Here is a 15,579-nt window from a genome sequence, read left to right as displayed (position 1 = left end):
GGCTCGAACATTCATCCTGTCCCGTCGGGAGGGAAACAACATGTCGGACACCCACAGAATGACGCGTCGCATGGGCCTCAGAACCGCCGTGGCCGCCGCCGTCACCGTGCCGCTGATGGGCACGCTGCCGGCCTCCGCCGCCAAGCCGTACCACCGCCGACTCGATGTCATGACGTTCAATCTGCGCTTCGCGAGCACCTCCGAACCCAACAGCTGGGCCGTTCGCCGCCCGGTGATGCGCCGACTGCTGCGCCAGGAGTCCCCCACCCTGATGGGCACGCAGGAGGGCCTCTACCAGCAACTGCTCGACATCCACTCCGACCTCGGACCGCACTACGACTGGATCGGCACCGGCCGCGAGGGCGGCAGCCACGACGAGTCCACGGCGATCTTCTACGACACCCGCCGCCTGGCCCCCGTCGAGCACGACACGCACTGGCTCTCCGACACACCCGGGGTCATCGGCTCGAACACCTGGGGCGCCGCGCTCCCCCGGATCGTCACCTGGGTCCGCTTCCGCGACCGGGCCGCCCGCGGACGGGAGTTCTACGTCCTCAACACCCACTTCGACCATGTGGGCCAGTACGCGCGCGAGCGTTCCGCGCAGTTCCTCGGCCAGAAGATCGCCGGGTTCGACCGGGCGTTACCGGTCCTGGTGACCGGGGACTTCAACGCCGAGGCCCACGACAACCGGGCGTACGACATCCTGCTCGCCACGGGACTCGTCGACACCTGGGACGCGGCCGCCGAGCGCGGCAAGCTGTACGCCACCTTCCACGGCTACAAACCCCTCACCCCGGACGGCGACCGCATCGACTGGATCCTCGCCACGCCCGGCACGACCGTCCACCGGGCCACCATCAACACCTTCTCGGTGAACGGGCAGTTCCCGAGCGACCATCTGCCGGTGCAGGCCACGCTCACCCTGGGATGAGCAAAGGCCCCCGCGACCGCGTCGGCGGTCACGGGGGCCTCGTACACCCGGAGCGGGATCAGCCCTTGCGGGCCTTGATCTCCTCGGTGAGGGCGGGGACGACGTCGAAGAGGTCGCCGACGACGCCGTAGTCGACGAGGTCGAAGATCGGGGCCTCGGCGTCCTTGTTCACCGCCACGATCGTCTTCGAGGTCTGCATGCCCGCGCGGTGCTGGATCGCGCCGGAGATGCCGTTGGCGATGTAGAGCTGCGGCGAGACGGACTTGCCGGTCTGGCCGACCTGGTTGGTGTGCGGGTACCAGCCGGCGTCCACCGCGGCACGCGAGGCACCGACGGCCGCGCCGAGCGAGTCGGCGAGGGCCTCGATGATCGCGAAGTTGTCGGCGCCGTTGACGCCACGACCACCGGAGACCACGATCGCGGCCTCGGTCAGCTCGGGGCGACCGGTCGACTCGCGCGGGGTACGGCCGGTCACCTTGGTGCCGGTGGCCTGCGCGGAGAAGGTCACGCTCAGCTCCGACACCTCACCGGCGGCCGGGGCGGCCTCCACGGCGGCGGAGTTGGGCTTGACGGTGATGACCGCAGTGCCCTTGGAGACACGGGACTTGGTGGTGAAGGACGCGGCGAACACCGACTGGGTGGCCACCGGGCCGGAGTCGCCGGCCTCCAGGTCGACGGCGTCGGTGATGATGCCGGAGCCGATGCGCAGCGCCAGACGGGCGGCGATCTCCTTGCCCTCGGCGGAGGACGGCACCAGCACGGCGGCCGGGGAGACGGCCTCGACGGCGGCCTGGAGGGCGTCGACCTTGGGTACGACGAGGTAGTCGGCGTACTCGGAGGCGTCGTGGGTGAGGACCTTGACGGCGCCGTGCTCGGCGAGCGTGGCGGCGGTGTCGGCGGCGCCGTTGCCCAGCGCGACGGCGACGGGCTCGCCGACGCGGCGGGCCAGGGTCAGCAGCTCCAGCGTGGGCTTGCGGACGGAACCGTCCACGTGGTCGACGTAGACGAGAACTTCAGCCATGGGAATGCTCTCCTGCGGATTGCGAAGTCTTAAGGGGCGGAAGGGGGTTTGAGCCTCAGCGGGCCAGGACCCTTAGATGAACTTCTGGCTCGCGAGGAACTCGGCGAGCTGCTTGCCGCCCTCGCCCTCGTCCTTGACGATCGTGCCGGCCGTGCGGGCCGGACGCTCCGCGGCGGAGTCGACCGTGGTGTAGGAGCCCTCCAGGCCGACCTGCTCGGCGTCCAAGTCCAGGTCGGACAGGTCCCAGGACTCCACCGGCTTCTTCTTCGCCGCCATGATGCCCTTGAAGGAGGGGTAACGCGCCTCGCCCGACTGGTCGGTGACCGAGACGACGGCCGGCAGGGAGGCCTCCAGCTGCTCCGAGGCGGCGTCGCCGTCGCGGCGGCCCTTGACGGTGCCGTCCTCGACGGAGACCTCGGACAGCAGGGTGACCTGCGGGACGCCCAGGCGCTCGGCCAGCAGGGCCGGGACCACGCCCATGGTGCCGTCGGTGGAGGCCATGCCGGAGACCACGAGGTCGTAGCCGGCCTTCTCGATCGCCTTGGCCAGCACCAGGGAGGTACCGATCGCGTCGGTGCCGTGCAGGTCGTCGTCCTCGACGTGGATGGCCTTGTCGGCGCCCATGGACAGCGCCTTGCGCAGCGCGTCCTTGGCGTCCTCGGGGCCGACGGTCAGGACCGTGACCTCGACGTCGTCGTCGGAGTTCTCCGAGATCTGCAGCGCCTGCTCGACCGCGTACTCGTCCAGCTCGGAGAGCAGACCGTCCACGTCGTCCCGGTCGACGGTCAGGTCATCGGCGAAGTGCCGGTCGCCGGTGGCGTCGGGCACGTACTTCACAGTGACAACGATCCTCAAGCTCACGCCGGCTCTCCTACTGCATCGTCATTTTCGGCTGCCTCTTGCAGGCAGCATAGGCGCCCCAAGCGGCCGATCCCGGTCGGGGCGGGCTGTGCTCCGACCGCAATATTACTCACCAGTACATACAGTTCCTGCCCGCTAAGCAAGCGCTTTGAACTGTGACCTTCGCAACGCAGCGTAATCGGAACTCGACGGCCCCGCACACCAGCGGAAGCGCTGATGAGCCGATCAGTCGCGCAGGCCGTTGAACCGGCCCTGGTGGTACAGCAGAGGCCGGCCGGAGCCCGCGGGGTCACCGAGCCGCACCTCGGCCAGGACGATGCGGTGGTCACCGGCGGGCACGCGCGTGTGCACCCGGCACACCAGCCAGGCGAGCACGTCGTCGAGGACGGGGACACCCTCGGGTCCCTCGTGCCAGGCGGTGGGCGCGGCGAAGCGGTCGGCTCCGCTGCGGGCGAAGGTGGCGGCCAGTTCCTCCTGGTGCTCGCCGAGTATGTGCACGCCCACGTGTTCGGCCCTGGATATCGCGGGCCAACTGGAGGCGCCCGTGCCGATCCCGAAGGAGAGCATGGGGGGCTCGGCGGAGACCGAGGCGAGGGAGGTGGCGGTGAAGCCGACCGGGCCGGCGTCGCCGCTCGCGGTGATCACGGCGACCCCCGCCGCGTGCCGCCGGAAGACGGAGCGCAGGAGGTCGGGAGAGGCGAGGTGAGGGGTGCCGAGTGCGGACGTGGCCGTCATGCGGGGTTCCTTCTGCGCGGAGTGTCGAGCTGGACCGTGGCTGCTCAACAGGCCGGACAGCGCGCGCTGGCGGTGCGGGCGAGGTCGACGTGGACCCGCCCGAACAGAAGGAGTTCCGTAGGCATACGGTCAGGCTGACGATAGGTGCCGTGCACAGTCAAGTCGGTTCCGGCATATGGGAGCTGCCTCACCGTGAGCCCACCCGACGTCAAACCGCCTCCCCGATCGCCGCGATGACGTCCGCCTTGCGCGGCTGACCGGTGGCACGCCGGACGACCCTGCCGTCGGCGTCGAGGACCAGCACGGTCGGCGTCTTGAGGATGTCCAGTGCACGGACCAGGTCGAGGTTCTTCTCGGCGTCGATCTCGACGTGCGCGACGCCAGGGACCATGCCGGCGACCTCACCGAGCACGCGCCGGGTCGCCCGGCAGGGCGCGCAGAAGGCGCTGGAGAACTGGACGAGCGTGGCCCGCTCACCGAGGTCCTCCCCCAACTCGGCCGCACCGAGCCGCTTGCCGTCGTCGCGCCCGCGCACCCTCACCCTCCCGTTCCGCCGCCGTTGCAGCACCCCGTAGGCGCTCGCCGCCGCGAGCACCGCCACGCACACCACGAGTCCGGTCATCATCCGCATCAGCATTCATGAGACTGCAAAGATTCCCGCCTCCCTCCAGTCTGTCCGATGCGGAATGCTTGATTCATGGACATCGACGCAAGGGGGCCGCGTTTCGGCGCGGCCGTGACGGCCGTCGTGCTGGCGGCCGTTCTGATCACGGGCAACGTCTGGCTGCTGGCCTGGCAGACGCTGGCGTTCGCGCTGGGTGCGGCGGGCGGGGTGGGTCGCTCGCCGTACGGCTGGGTGTTCCGCAGGGCCGTGCGGCCGCGGATCGGCCCGCCGACCGAGTTCGAGGCACCGGAGCCGCCGCGGTTCGCGCAGGCGGTGGGCCTCGCCTTCGCGGCTCTCGGGCTCGTGGGATACGCGATCGGTCCGCAGTGGCTCGGGCTCGCCGCCACCGGCGCGGCGCTCGCGGCGGCGTTCCTCAACGCCATGTTCGGGTACTGCCTGGGATGCGAGATGTACCTGCTCGTTCGGCGGGTGGCGGTACGCGCGGAGTAAAGGCGGCTTAAAACCCCGAGGTGGATCACCGGACGGACGTGACGAGAATCTCGCCCCCAGCGGGCACCAGGGCTGGCTCCCCGCCCGTTCTTGGGGCACGATCTGCGAGATGCCGTAAACCTACGGCTGCGTAACTTGACGCCGGGAGTCGGCCTCCCCCGGCAGAGCAGGAAGGGCTCACCCCGCCCATGGCAGAGTTTGTCTACCGCCCCGTCGTCGGATTCGCCCAGGCCCTGTTCAAGGCCTGGGATCTCAAGATCGACTGCAAGGGGTCGGAGAACATCCCGCGCTCGGGCGGCGCCGTGCTGGTGAGCAATCACATCAGCTATCTGGACTTCGTCTTCAACGGCCTGGCCGCGCTCCCGCAGAAGCGTCTCGTGCGTTTCATGGCGAAGGAGTCCGTCTTCCGCCACAAGGTCTCGGGTCCGCTGATGCGCGGGATGAAGCACATCCCGGTCGACCGCAAGCAGGGCGAGACGGCGTACGCCCACGCCCTGGAGTCGCTGCGGTCGGGCGAGATCGTCGGCGTCTTCCCGGAGGCGACGATCTCGCAGTCCTTCACGCTGAAGAGCTTCAAGTCGGGTGCGGCGCGGATGGCCCAGGAGGCCGGCGTCCCCCTGATCCCGATGGCCGTCTGGGGCACCCAGCGGCTGTGGACCAAGGGGCACCCCCGCAACTTCAAGCGCAGCCACATCCCGATCACGATCCGGGTCGGGGAGGCGATCGAGGCGTCCCGGGACAAGTACGCGGGAGCGATCACCCGCCAGGTCCGGGAGCGTGTCAACGAGTTGCTGGAAGCCGCCCAGCGGGCCTACCCCGTGCGCCCCAAGGGGCCGGACGACACATGGTGGATGCCGGCGCATCTCGGGGGCACGGCGCCTACTCCGGAGCAGGTGCGCGAGGCAGAGGCTCGGTAGTCACGTCGATCCTCGCTCCCGGACTGAACTTCTCCAGCAGTTCGGCCAGTTCGGTGGCCGCCTTCTCCACGTCGGCGTACGGCATCGGGGCCATGCTCTCCAGCAGGAAGATCCCCGAGACCGTCTCCTCCGTCAGCCTCGTGCGCGGGCCCTGGCGCCAGTTCCAGCGACGGCAGGTCACCCCGGCCTCGTCCTGCCAGATCACCTCGCCGGGGTCCGGGTGCTCGACGGTCTCCTCGCCACCGGCCACGGTCACGAAGTCCTCGTCGCCCGTGGCCCGTACGAGGCGCATGCCGCCCTGGACGCGGTCGAGGTCCTCGCCGCCGACCGGGATGAGGTGCGCGACGCTGATCGCGTTGTAGAGGTCGACCAGGACGTTGATGCGGGGCAGACCCGCGTCCGTCAGGGCCCTCTTCGCCAGCGCCTCCGCCGAGTTGCGGGTGCGTGAGGGCTTCGAGCCGAACGCCGTGTAGACCTCCCGCCAGGCCGCCATGTGCGGGTCCTCGTGCGGGGCGCGTCCGTCCAGTCGTACGGCGAGACGGCGGGCCGCGTCGTCGAGCAGCGCCGAACTGGCTTCGGTGCTGGGCCCGTTGACGAGTCCGTGGGCCTCGATGGCGAGGTGCGTGAAGCCGGGCGCGAGGGCGCGCACTTCGTCGGACACGGTCAGAGAGAGGGACATCGGTGCCTCAGAGTGTCGTGGGGAGCGTCTTCCAGAGGTACGGCCGGTCGGGGGCGGCCTTGAGGACGCTCAGGACGGCCGGGTGCGGTTCAGCGTACAGGACCGGGTGGTCCATCTCGTTGGACTCCGGGTCGGGCGTGAAGGCCAACCGTTCGCCGTCCAGGGAGAACTGGGCGTCCACGCCGGGCTTGTTGCCCCGGGGGTCCTGGCGGTGCCAGGCGCCGTTGAACCGCACGGCGACCAGGCCGTGCACCTCACCCAACTCCTGGTAGCAGAGGGCCGTCGGAATGTCCTCGGCGCGCAGCAGCGCGGCCAGCGCGTGCGCCTTGGCGTAGCAGATGCCGGTCCCCTGTTCCAGGACGTCGGAGGCCCGCCAGGTGACGCGGAGGTCGCCGGAGTCCTGGGAGTGCGGAATCGTGTCGCGGACGAACTCGAATGCCAATCGCGCATAGGCATACGAGTCGACCGCCTCCTTGGCGAGACGTGCGGCCGTCTCCCTGACCACCGGGTGGTCATGGTCGATGACCTCGTCGGCGGCCAAGTACGCGGAAAGGTCGGGGGTGTTCTGGATCAGCTCCATGCCCGCAGAGCATAGGAAGACGATCACCCGCGCGTCAATTGTTTTACGTTGGTCGGTATATTTATGCGGAGTAGCAGTGGACGGTCACCACCTGGTCCGCGCTCCACCGCTGTTCGACCGTGGCGAGCCTGGTCCAGCCCAGCCGTTCGTACAGGGCCGTCGCGGCGGCGTCGGACGCGACGACGTCGAGCACTGGATGCAGTCCGCGGTGCCGTGCCTCCTCCACCGCCCGCCCCATCAGCAGGGCACCGATCCCGTGCCCTCTCGCCCGCGGGGCGACGAACAACCGGCCGACCACGGCGGCCCGTTCCCGGCTCGTTCCGTCGCGCTCGCTCCAGAGGGCCGGCGCCAGATCGCCTTCACCGGCGCGGGAGAGGCTGACGTGGCCCGCCACCCGACCGTCCAGTTCGGCGACCCAGCTCCCCAGCGCCGCGTCCGGCGCCAGCCACTCGCCGGGCCTCGCGGGCCAGTTCACCGGATAGCCGTCGCGGTGATGGACCGCTGCCAGTGCCCGCACGCAGGCCTCGACGTCGTCATCGGTCCTCGGCCGGACCCGGGGCTTCGCTCTGTCCACACCGGCATGCAAGCACAGGCGGCCACCGACCCGGCACGCGCGTGACCGACATCCAGGGACAGCACGCCCAGGGCCTGTCGCTTGGACCAGGTCGGCACAGAGAGACTGCTGCGCTCAACCGACCCGAACGGGGCATGGTGCGTGCAGCGGCAAGGCGGCGGAGGGCGGCGACGCGAGGGGGCCCTCCCGCGCGAGGCCGTTCGAGTCCGGGGGGAGTCGGCAACCGACGACAACGCGGCCGCAGCACCCCTTCTGGGGGCGCGTGCCACGCCTCGCGACGCCGGCCCGAGTCAAACGACAGGTCCTAGCGCGCCATCTCCTCCTTCAGCGCCGCCACAAAGGCGTCCACGTCGTCCTCGGTGGTGTCGAAGGCGCACATCCAGCGGACGACGCCCGCGGGCTCGTCCCAGAAGTAGAAGCGGAAGCGCTTCTGGAGGCGCTCGCTCACGTCGTGCGGGAGCTTGGCGAAGACGCCGTTGGCCTGGACCGGATAGAGGATCTCGGCACCGTGGACGGCACGCACACCCTCGGCGAGGCGCTGGGCCATCTCGTTGGAGTGACGGGCGTTGCGCAGCCACAGGTCCTTGGCGAGCAGGGCCTCCAACTGCACCGACACGAACCGCATCTTGGAGGCGAGCTGCATGGACAGCTTGCGCAGGTGCTTCATGTGGGAGACCGCGTCCTGGTTGATCACCACGACCGCCTCGCCGAACAGCGCGCCGTTCTTCGTCCCGCCCAGGGAGAGGATGTCGACGCCGACCGCGTTGGTGAACGTCCGCATGGGGACGTCCAGGGAGGCGGCCGCGTTGGCTATGCGAGAGCCGTCCAGGTGGACCTTCATCCCGTGCGCGTGGGCGTGGTCGCAGATCGCGCGGATCTCGTCGGGCGTGTAGAGCGTGCCGAGTTCCGTGCTCTGGGTGATCGAGACGACCTGCGGCATCGCGCGGTGCTCGTCGTCCCAGCCGTAGGCCTGCCGGTCGATCAGCTCGGGCGTGAGCTTGCCGTCGGGGGTGGGCACGGTGAGCAGCTTGAGGCCGCCCATCCGCTCGGGAGCGCCGCCCTCGTCCACGTTGATGTGCGCGCTCTCGGCGCAGATCACCGCGCCCCAGCGGTCGGTGACCGCCTGGAGCGCGACGACGTTGGCGCCGGTGCCGTTGAAGACCGGGAACGCCTCCGCCGTGGCCCCGAAGTGGCTGCGGATGATCCGCTGGAGGTTCTCGGTGTAGTCGTCCTCGCCGTACGCGACCTGGTGCCCGCCGTTGGCCAGGGCCAGGGCGGCGAGCACCTCCGGGTGGGCCCCGGCGTAGTTGTCGCTGGCGAAGCCGCGGACCTGCGGGTCGTGATGGCGACGGGCGTCGGTCTTCGGGGGGTTCACGGCTTCTCGGTGAGCCACAGACGGTTTCCGTTCACTTCGGCGGCGGGCTTGTCCCAGACACCGGCGATGGCCTCGGCGAGGTCCTTGACGTCCGTGAAGCCCGCGAACTTCGCGTTGGGCCGCTCGGCGCGCATGGCCTCGTGCACCAGTGCCTTCACCACCAGGATCGCAGCCGCGGACCTCGGCCCGTCGGCGCCCCCGGCCTTGCGGAAGGCGTCGGCGAGAGCGAGCGTCCAGGCCTCGGCGGCGGCCTTGGCGGCGGCGTACGAGGCGTTGCCCGCCGTCGGCTTCGTCGCGCCGGCGGCGCTGATCAGGACGTAACGGCCCCGCTCGCTGCGCTGCAGGCCCTCGTAGAAGGCGAGGGAGGTGTGCTGCACGGTGCGGATGAGCAGCAGTTCCAGGAAGTCCCAGTCGTCCAGGCTCGACTTGATGAAGGTCTCGCTGCCCCTCCAGCCGCCGACGAGGTGGACCAGGCCGTCGACCCGGCCGAAGTCCTTCTCGATGTGCGCGGCCCAGTCGCGGGTCGAGTCCAGGTCCAGCAGGTCGACCGGCTCGCCGGTCACGGTGGCACCGCCCGACGCGTAGCGTGCCGCGTCCACGGCCTCCGCGAGTCGCTCCGGGTCGTTGTCCGCGCCGACGACGGTCGCGCCCGCCTCGGCCAGTCGCAGCAGTGTCGCGCGGCCCGCGGGCCCGCCCGCGCCGGCCACCGCGATCACGGCACCGTCGAGAGCTCCGTTCCCCACCATGTGCTTCGCCTCCTGAGCTGCCGCGGAAGCGGCCTGAGCTGCCGCCGGAACGGCCTGTGCAGTGTTCTCGGTGCCACGCTCGCTCACGCGGCGACCCGCTCGGCGTTCGCGGCCGTGATGCCCCGGGTGGAGGCGATCACATGGCGAAGCTTCTTGGAGAGGGCCTCATAGAACATGCTCAGCGGAAACTCGTCCGGAAGCACGTCATCGACGAGTTTCCGCGGCGGCAGCGACAGGTCGAGGGCGTCGGGGCCCTTGGCCCACTTGGATCCCGGGTGCGGGGCGAGGTAGGTGGAGACGAGCTCGTAGCCGGCGAACCAGTGGACGAGCTTGGGGCGGTCGATGCCGTCGCGGTAGAGCTGCTCGATGTCGGCGCAGAGCTGGTTGGTGACCTGCGGGGCGCGCTGCCAGTCGATGAACAGCTTGTTGTCGGTCCAGCGGACGACGTCGTGCTTGTGCAGGTAGGCGAAGAGGAGCTGGCCGCCGAGACCGTCGTAGTTGCGCACGCGCTCGCCGGTGACCGGGAAGCGGAACATGCGGTCGAAGAGGACCGCGTACTGCACGTCACGGGCCTGCGGGACGCCGTCGGACTCCAGCTTCACGGCCTCCTTGAAGGCGGTGAGGTCGCAGCGCAGCTCTTCGAGGCCGTACATCCAGAACGGCTGGCGCTGCTTGATCATGAACGGGTCGAACGGCAGGTCGCCGTGGCTGTGGGTGCGGTCGTGGACCATGTCCCACAGGACGAAGGCCTCCTCACAGCGCTTCTGGTCGTGGACCATCGCGGCGATGTCCTCGGGCAGCTCCAGGCCCAGGATGTCGACGGCGGCGTCGGTGACCCGCCGGAAGCGGGCGGCCTCGCGGTCGCAGAAGATGCCGCCCCAGGAGAAGCGTTCCGGCGCCTCGCGCACGGCGATGGTCTCCGGGAAGAGGACGGCGGAGTTGGTGTCGTAACCGGCCGTGAAGTCCTCGAACTTGATGCCGCAGAACAGCGGGTTGTCGTAGCGGGTGCGCTCCAGTTCGGCCAGCCAGTCGGGCCAGACCATGCGCAGCACGACCGCTTCGAGGTTGCGGTCGGGGTTGCCGTTCTGCGTGTACATCGGGAAGACGACCAGGTGCTGGAGGCCGTCCGCGCGGTTCGCGGCGGGCTGGAAGGCCAGCAGCGAGTCGAGGAAGTCGGGCACCTCGAAGCCGCCGTCGCACCAGCGTCCGAGGTCCTTGGCGAGGGCCGCGTGGTAGTCGGCGTCGTGCGGCAGCAGCGGGGACAGCTCCTGCACCGCCTCGACGACACGCCGTACGGCGGCCTCGGCGTCGGCGCGGGCGGGGGCGCCCTCGGCGTCGAAGTCGATCGACCCGTCCTTGGACTGCCATGGCCGGATCCGCTCCACGGCATCCTTGAGCACGGGCCATGCCGGGTGCTCCACCACCCTGGTCACGGGAGGAAGCTGGTCCCCCGAAGCCGCCTGCACAAGAATTTCCGTCATGTCCCATCCTCCACGGGAGAAGCTCGCGTATGGAGACCGTATACATACGAGCTTCCGCCCAGCAAGAGCGGTCACGGGAAGTTATCCTGCGCACCCCAATGGTCACCGAACTTTTTCCTGTCGAGTGCCATGAACACCGCGATTCCGGGTAACAGTTCTCGCTCCCCCACACGTCACCGCGATCCCTCGCGTACGCACGGGTCCATCACACCGTGTAGCCGTTAGGCTGCGGCTCTGCACCGAGCCGCCGTCGACGGAAGCGAGTTGAACCTTGAACTTCCTTACCATCGGTCATCGCGGAGTCATGGGTACCGAACCCGAGAACACCCTCCGTTCCTTCGTCGCCGCCCAGCAGGCCGGCCTCGACGTCATCGAACTCGATCTGCATCTGAGCAAGGACGGCGCCCTCGTCGTCATGCACGACACCGACGTGGACCGCACGACCGACGGAACCGGCCCGATCGCCGAGAAGACCCTCACCGAACTGCGCGCCCTGGACGCGGGCCGCGGGGAGCGCGTCCCGGTGTTCGAGGAGGTCCTGGACGCGGTGCGCTCGCCGCTCCAGGCCGAGATCAAGGACATCGCGGCGGCCCGCGCGCTGGCCGAGGTCATGCTCCGGCGGGACCTGGTCTCCCGGGTCGAGGTGTCCTCGTTCCACGACGAGGCGATCGCCGAGATCGGGCGCCTGGTGCCCGGCGTACGGACCGCGCTGATCGGCAGCCGGTTCGGCCCCGACATCGTGGAGCGCGCCGTCGAGGCCGGTGCGGGGACGGTCTGCCTGAACATCCGGCGGCTGACCCTGGAGGTCGTGGAGGCGGCCCGCAAGGCGGACCTGAAGATCATCGGCTGGGTGGTGAACACCCAGGACCATCTGCGGCTGGTGCGCGCCCTGGAGCTGGACGGCGCGACGACCGACTACCCGGAGATCAAGCGCACCGGCCGCTTCACGGCCTGAGCCGCGTCAGCCGCGGACAGCGCGGCAGGAACGTCACACCAGCGGCTTGACCAGCAGCTCGAACTGCAGGTCGTCGCGCTGCGGAACGCCGAAGCGCTCGTCGCCGTACGGGAAGGGCGTCATCTGACCCGTACGGCGGTACCCGCGCCGCTCGTACCAGGCGATGAGGTCGTCGCGCACGGAGATCACGGTCATGTGCATCTCGGTGACGCCCCAGGTCTCCCGGGCGATCCGCTCCGCCTCCGCGATGATCACCTTGCCGAGGCCGCCGCCCTGGAGTGCGGGGCTGACCGCGAACATCCCGAAGTAGGCGTGGGTGCCCCGGTGTTCGAGCTGGCAGCAGGCGACGACCCGCCCGTCACGCTCCACCGCCAGCAGCCGGCTGTCGGGCGACTTGATGACCGCGAGCACGCCCTCCGGATCCGTCCGCTGCCCTTCGAGGATGTCCGCCTCGGTGGTCCACCCGGCCCGGCTGTCGTCCCCGCGGTACGCCGACTCGACCAGCGCGACCAGCGTGTCCACGTCGGCGTCGGTGGCGTCACGGAACGTGAGGCCGGCGGTGGTCTCCATGGGGCACATCTCCACTTCAGGGGCACGACTGGGGCACGGTCGAGAGTAGCGCCCCCGATAGGCTCGCCCGCATGGTGCACGTACTGAGCGGCCGCGTCCTGCTGCGGCCCACGGATCCGGAGCGTTCCCGAGTCTTCTACGGCGACCAGCTGGGCCTGGCGGTGTACCGCGAGTTCGGCACGGGGCCGGAGCGCGGCACCGTCTACTTCCTCGGCGGCGGGTTCCTGGAGCTGTCGGGACGCTCCGAGGCTCCCCCGGCCGCGGATGTCCGGCTGTGGCTCCAGGTCGCGGACGTCACCGCGGCGCACGAGGAGCTGCTGGCCAAGGGCGTCGAGATCGTGCGGCCACCGGTGCAGGAGCCGTGGGGGCTGGTCGAGATGTGGGTGGCGGACCCGGACGGCACACCGATCGTGCTGGTGGAGGTGCCGGCGGACCATCCGATCCGGTACCGGCCCGGCATCTGACCGGACCCCGCGCGACGCCGTCCGTTCCACGGGCTCGGATATGCTCCGCCGATCGCCGTGGCCCCAGGGGCGCGGAGCAGTGGAGGAGCACATGAGCGTGGACCTGAACGCCCCGGCCTGGCGCGGACAGCGATGGGCCGCCAGGACGTCCCTGGCGGCCGCCGCGCTCGCGGTCCTGCTCCCCCTCGCCCACGGCGGTCTCCGCGGCGTTCTGCTGCTGGCCGCCGGGCTCGCGGGCGCGGCCGTCACCGCGGCGGCGGTGTGGTGGACACTGACCCGGCGCGGACCGGTGCGCTGGCTGGCGGCGGCGCTCGCGGCCGTCACCCCCGCCCTCGTGATCGTCCTCTTCGTGGTCGCCCTGGGGTGGGTGCTCGTGCTGTCACCGGTGCTGTGGAGCGCCGCCGTGTGGAGCGGGCGGTACGCGCTGCGCAGCACCGGCACCCGCCCGAAACGCATGAAGGAGCACCGAGCGCGGTCCGTGCGGCGGCCCTTCCTCATCATGAACCCCCGCTCCGGGGGCGGGAAGGTCGAGCGGTTCCGGCTGCGGGAGAAGGCCGAACGCCTGGGCGCGCGCGTCGTGTTGCTCGACCCCGAGGAGCACCAGGACGTGACCGCGCTGGCCCGGGCGGCCGTCGCGGAGGGCGCGGACCTGCTCGGCGTCGCGGGCGGCGACGGCACCCAGGCACTGGTCGCCGCCGTCGCCGCGGAGCACGACCTGCCGTTCCTGGTCATCTCCGCCGGCACCCGCAACCACTTCGCCATGGACCTCGGCCTGGACCGCGCCGACCCGGCGGCCTGCCTCGACGCGCTCACCGACGGGGTCGAACTCCGGGTGGATCTCGGCTTCGTCGCGGACCGTCCGTTCGTCAACAACGCCTCCTTCGGCGCGTACGCGGCGGTCGTCCAGAGTCCCGCCTACCGCGACGACAAGATCGGCACCACTCTGGAGCTGCTGCCCGATCTGCTGACCCGGCAGCGCGGACCGCATCTGACGGCGCGCGTCGACGCGACCACGATCGACCGCCCGCAGGCCGTGCTGGTGAGCAACAACGCCTACCGCACCGGTGACCCCGTGGGCCTCGGCCGCCGCGAGCGGCTCGACTCGGGGTTGCTCGGCGTCCTAGGCGTCAGGGTGGACAGCGCGGCCGAGGCGGCGGCGCTGCTGCTCGGCCCCGATCCGGAGGGCCTCGCGGTCCTGTCCGCGCGGGAGGTGGTCGTCGACGCCGACCATCCGGAGATCGAGGTCGGCGTCGACGGCGAGGCCCTGGTGCTGCCCACCCCGGTCCACTGCCGCATCGCACCCGGGGCGCTCCGGGTCCGCGTCCCGAGAAAGCGACCTGGCGTGCCGACGGCCCAACCCCGCCTGAACTGGCGCCGGTTGCGCAAACTGGCGGGGCCGGCCGGGCGCACGTGACGCGACCCCGTCGGCCGTACCCGGCTCTCCCGGAAACGGCTTGCGTTGAAGTGCGCTCCAGCTTCTAGCGTCATCCGCACGACCTGCCTGAAGGGGAAACTGATCGTGCGGTACACACTGTTCGGCAAGACCGGTCTGCGCGTGAGCGAGCTGAGCCTCGGCGCGATGGTCATGGGCGAGGATCCCGCCTACGGCTCCGACAAGGAGACCAGCGCCAGGCTTCTCGACGCCTACGCCGACGCGGGCGGCAACTTCGTCGACACGGCGGACATCTACTCGGGCGGGGCCTCGGAGCGCATCCTCGGCGAACTGCTCGACGGGCGGCGCGAGGACTTCGTGCTGGCCAGCAAGTACACGTGCGCGACCCGTACCGGGGACGTCAACTCCGCCGGCAACCACCGCAAGAACCTGGTGCGGTCGGTGGAGGCGAGTCTCGGGCGGTTGCGCACCGACCGCCTGGACATCCTGTGGGTGCACGCCCGCGACAACTTCACGCCGGTGGAGGAGGTCATGCGGGCGCTCGACGACCTCGTGCGCACCGGCAAGGTGCTCTACGTCGGGGTGTCGGACTGGCCCGCCTGGGAGATCGCGCAGGCCAACACGTCGGCGGAGTTGCGGGGTTGGACCGCCTTCGCGGGGTCGCAGTTGCGCTACAACCTGCTGGAGCGCACCCCGGAGCGTGAACTGCTCCCCCAGGCGCGGGCGTTCGGCCAGGCGGTGCTGGCGTGGTCGCCGCTGGCGGGCGGGAAGCTCACCGGCAAGTACCGGCGGGGTGAGACGGGCCGCCTGGACGCCTGGGGCGACAAGCCGAGCCCGCGGGAGGAGCGGATCGTCACGGCCGTCGTGGAGATCGCCGAACAGGGCGGCTGGAGCCCGGCCCAGGTGGCGCTGGCCTGGCTGCTCGGCCGACCCGGCAACGTGGTCCCCATCGTCGCGGCCACCAGGGAGAGCCAGCTCGCCGACAACCTGGGCAGCCTCGACGTCCGTCTCGACGCGGACGCGCTCACCCGTCTGGACGAGGTGAGTGCGGTGCCGCTCGGCTTCCCGCACGACTTCGTACGGGAGCCGGCCATCGTCGGGAACATCTACGGCGACCGCTGGCAGGCCATCGACGACCGGCGCTCGGGATACCGGCGTACCGCGACCGACGTGCTCTAGA

The 15,579-nt window shown here is 70.5% G+C and carries 18 protein-coding genes; 7 read left to right on the top strand and 11 right to left on the bottom strand.

Features of this window, described 5'->3' with window-relative positions:
- Window positions 1–40 precede the first annotated feature (40 nt).
- A complete protein-coding gene (locus ABZ098_RS16445) occupies window positions 41–934 on the top strand; it encodes an endonuclease/exonuclease/phosphatase family protein (RefSeq protein WP_356591528.1) in 894 nt (297 codons plus the stop codon).
- 58 nt (window positions 935–992) lie between these two features.
- Here the strand turns inward: ABZ098_RS16445 and ABZ098_RS16440 are convergent, their stop codons facing one another.
- The 4 genes from ABZ098_RS16440 to ABZ098_RS16425 form a co-directional block, all read right to left on the bottom strand.
- Window positions 993–1,955, bottom strand: a complete 963-nt coding sequence (locus ABZ098_RS16440) for an electron transfer flavoprotein subunit alpha/FixB family protein (protein ID WP_356591527.1) — start codon at window positions 1,953–1,955, stop codon at window positions 993–995.
- 72 nt (window positions 1,956–2,027) lie between these two features.
- Window positions 2,028–2,816: an electron transfer flavoprotein subunit beta/FixA family protein gene (locus tag ABZ098_RS16435; protein ID WP_356591525.1), complete on the bottom strand. Its 789-nt coding sequence runs from the start codon at window positions 2,814–2,816 to the stop codon at window positions 2,028–2,030.
- Between the two features lie 225 nt (window positions 2,817–3,041).
- The gene (locus ABZ098_RS16430; protein ID WP_356591523.1) at window positions 3,042–3,551 is read right to left on the bottom strand and encodes a flavin reductase family protein; all 510 of its coding nucleotides are present in this window, start codon (window positions 3,549–3,551) and stop codon (window positions 3,042–3,044) included.
- Window positions 3,552–3,759: 208 nt separating this feature from the next.
- Window positions 3,760–4,173 carry a thioredoxin family protein gene (locus ABZ098_RS16425; RefSeq protein ID WP_356592319.1) on the bottom strand — a complete coding sequence of 138 codons (414 nt, stop codon included), beginning with the start codon at window positions 4,171–4,173 and terminating at the stop codon, window positions 3,760–3,762.
- Window positions 4,174–4,248: 75 nt separating this feature from the next.
- On the opposite strand from ABZ098_RS16425, the gene ABZ098_RS16420 reads away from it, so the two are divergent.
- Window positions 4,249–4,665 (top strand): DUF4395 domain-containing protein, encoded by a 417-nt coding sequence (locus ABZ098_RS16420; protein ID WP_356591521.1) that lies wholly within the window; start codon window positions 4,249–4,251, stop codon window positions 4,663–4,665.
- Between the two features lie 188 nt (window positions 4,666–4,853).
- Window positions 4,854–5,582, top strand: a complete 729-nt coding sequence (locus ABZ098_RS16415; protein WP_356591519.1) for a lysophospholipid acyltransferase family protein — start codon at window positions 4,854–4,856, stop codon at window positions 5,580–5,582.
- On the opposite strand, the gene ABZ098_RS16410 is transcribed toward ABZ098_RS16415, so the two are convergent.
- The 6 genes from ABZ098_RS16410 to ABZ098_RS16385 form a co-directional block, all read right to left on the bottom strand.
- The gene (locus tag ABZ098_RS16410; RefSeq protein ID WP_356591517.1) at window positions 5,545–6,261 is read right to left on the bottom strand and encodes a phenylalanine--tRNA ligase beta subunit-related protein; all 717 of its coding nucleotides are present in this window, start codon (window positions 6,259–6,261) and stop codon (window positions 5,545–5,547) included. The two genes, ABZ098_RS16415 and ABZ098_RS16410, sit on opposite strands and share 38 nt — an antisense overlap.
- Before the next feature lie 7 nt (window positions 6,262–6,268).
- Window positions 6,269–6,841, bottom strand: coding sequence for a transglutaminase domain-containing protein (locus ABZ098_RS16405; RefSeq protein ID WP_356591515.1), 573 nt, complete (start codon window positions 6,839–6,841; stop codon window positions 6,269–6,271).
- Window positions 6,842–6,902: 61 nt separating this feature from the next.
- Window positions 6,903–7,415, bottom strand: coding sequence for a GNAT family N-acetyltransferase (locus ABZ098_RS16400; protein ID WP_356591513.1), 513 nt, complete (start codon window positions 7,413–7,415; stop codon window positions 6,903–6,905).
- 304 nt (window positions 7,416–7,719) lie between these two features.
- Window positions 7,720–8,790, bottom strand: a complete 1,071-nt coding sequence (locus tag ABZ098_RS16395; RefSeq protein ID WP_356591511.1) for a low specificity L-threonine aldolase — start codon at window positions 8,788–8,790, stop codon at window positions 7,720–7,722.
- Window positions 8,787–9,536, bottom strand: coding sequence for an SDR family oxidoreductase (locus ABZ098_RS16390; protein ID WP_356591509.1), 750 nt, complete (start codon window positions 9,534–9,536; stop codon window positions 8,787–8,789). The genes ABZ098_RS16395 and ABZ098_RS16390 overlap by 4 nt, the downstream gene beginning before the upstream one ends.
- A gap of 83 nt (window positions 9,537–9,619) precedes the next feature.
- Entirely contained in the window at window positions 9,620–11,017 is a 1,398-nt protein-coding gene (locus tag ABZ098_RS16385; RefSeq protein ID WP_356591507.1) for a DUF6421 family protein, read from the bottom strand.
- Between the two features lie 271 nt (window positions 11,018–11,288).
- Between ABZ098_RS16385 and ABZ098_RS16380 the strand changes: the two genes are divergently transcribed.
- Entirely contained in the window at window positions 11,289–11,972 is a 684-nt protein-coding gene (locus tag ABZ098_RS16380; protein WP_356591505.1) for a glycerophosphodiester phosphodiesterase family protein, read from the top strand.
- A gap of 33 nt (window positions 11,973–12,005) precedes the next feature.
- Here the strand turns inward: ABZ098_RS16380 and ABZ098_RS16375 are convergent, their stop codons facing one another.
- Window positions 12,006–12,542 (bottom strand): GNAT family N-acetyltransferase, encoded by a 537-nt coding sequence (locus ABZ098_RS16375; RefSeq protein ID WP_356591503.1) that lies wholly within the window; start codon window positions 12,540–12,542, stop codon window positions 12,006–12,008.
- A gap of 71 nt (window positions 12,543–12,613) precedes the next feature.
- On the opposite strand from ABZ098_RS16375, the gene ABZ098_RS16370 reads away from it, so the two are divergent.
- The 3 genes from ABZ098_RS16370 (at window position 12,614) to ABZ098_RS16360 (ending at window position 15,578) form a co-directional block, all read left to right on the top strand.
- Entirely contained in the window at window positions 12,614–13,006 is a 393-nt protein-coding gene (locus ABZ098_RS16370; protein WP_356591501.1) for a glyoxalase superfamily protein, read from the top strand.
- 91 nt (window positions 13,007–13,097) lie between these two features.
- On the top strand, window positions 13,098–14,420 hold the full coding sequence (locus ABZ098_RS16365; protein ID WP_356591499.1) for a diacylglycerol kinase family protein: 1,323 nt from the start codon (window positions 13,098–13,100) through the stop codon (window positions 14,418–14,420).
- A gap of 105 nt (window positions 14,421–14,525) precedes the next feature.
- Window positions 14,526–15,578, top strand: a complete 1,053-nt coding sequence (locus tag ABZ098_RS16360) for an aldo/keto reductase (RefSeq protein ID WP_356591497.1) — start codon at window positions 14,526–14,528, stop codon at window positions 15,576–15,578.
- The last annotated feature ends 1 nt before the right edge of the window (window position 15,579 follow it).

Source organism: Streptomyces sp. NPDC006335, assembly GCF_040612795.1.
Classification (GTDB): Bacteria; Actinomycetota; Actinomycetes; order Streptomycetales; family Streptomycetaceae; genus Streptomyces.
This window is presented reverse-complemented; position numbering and strand designations above follow the sequence as displayed.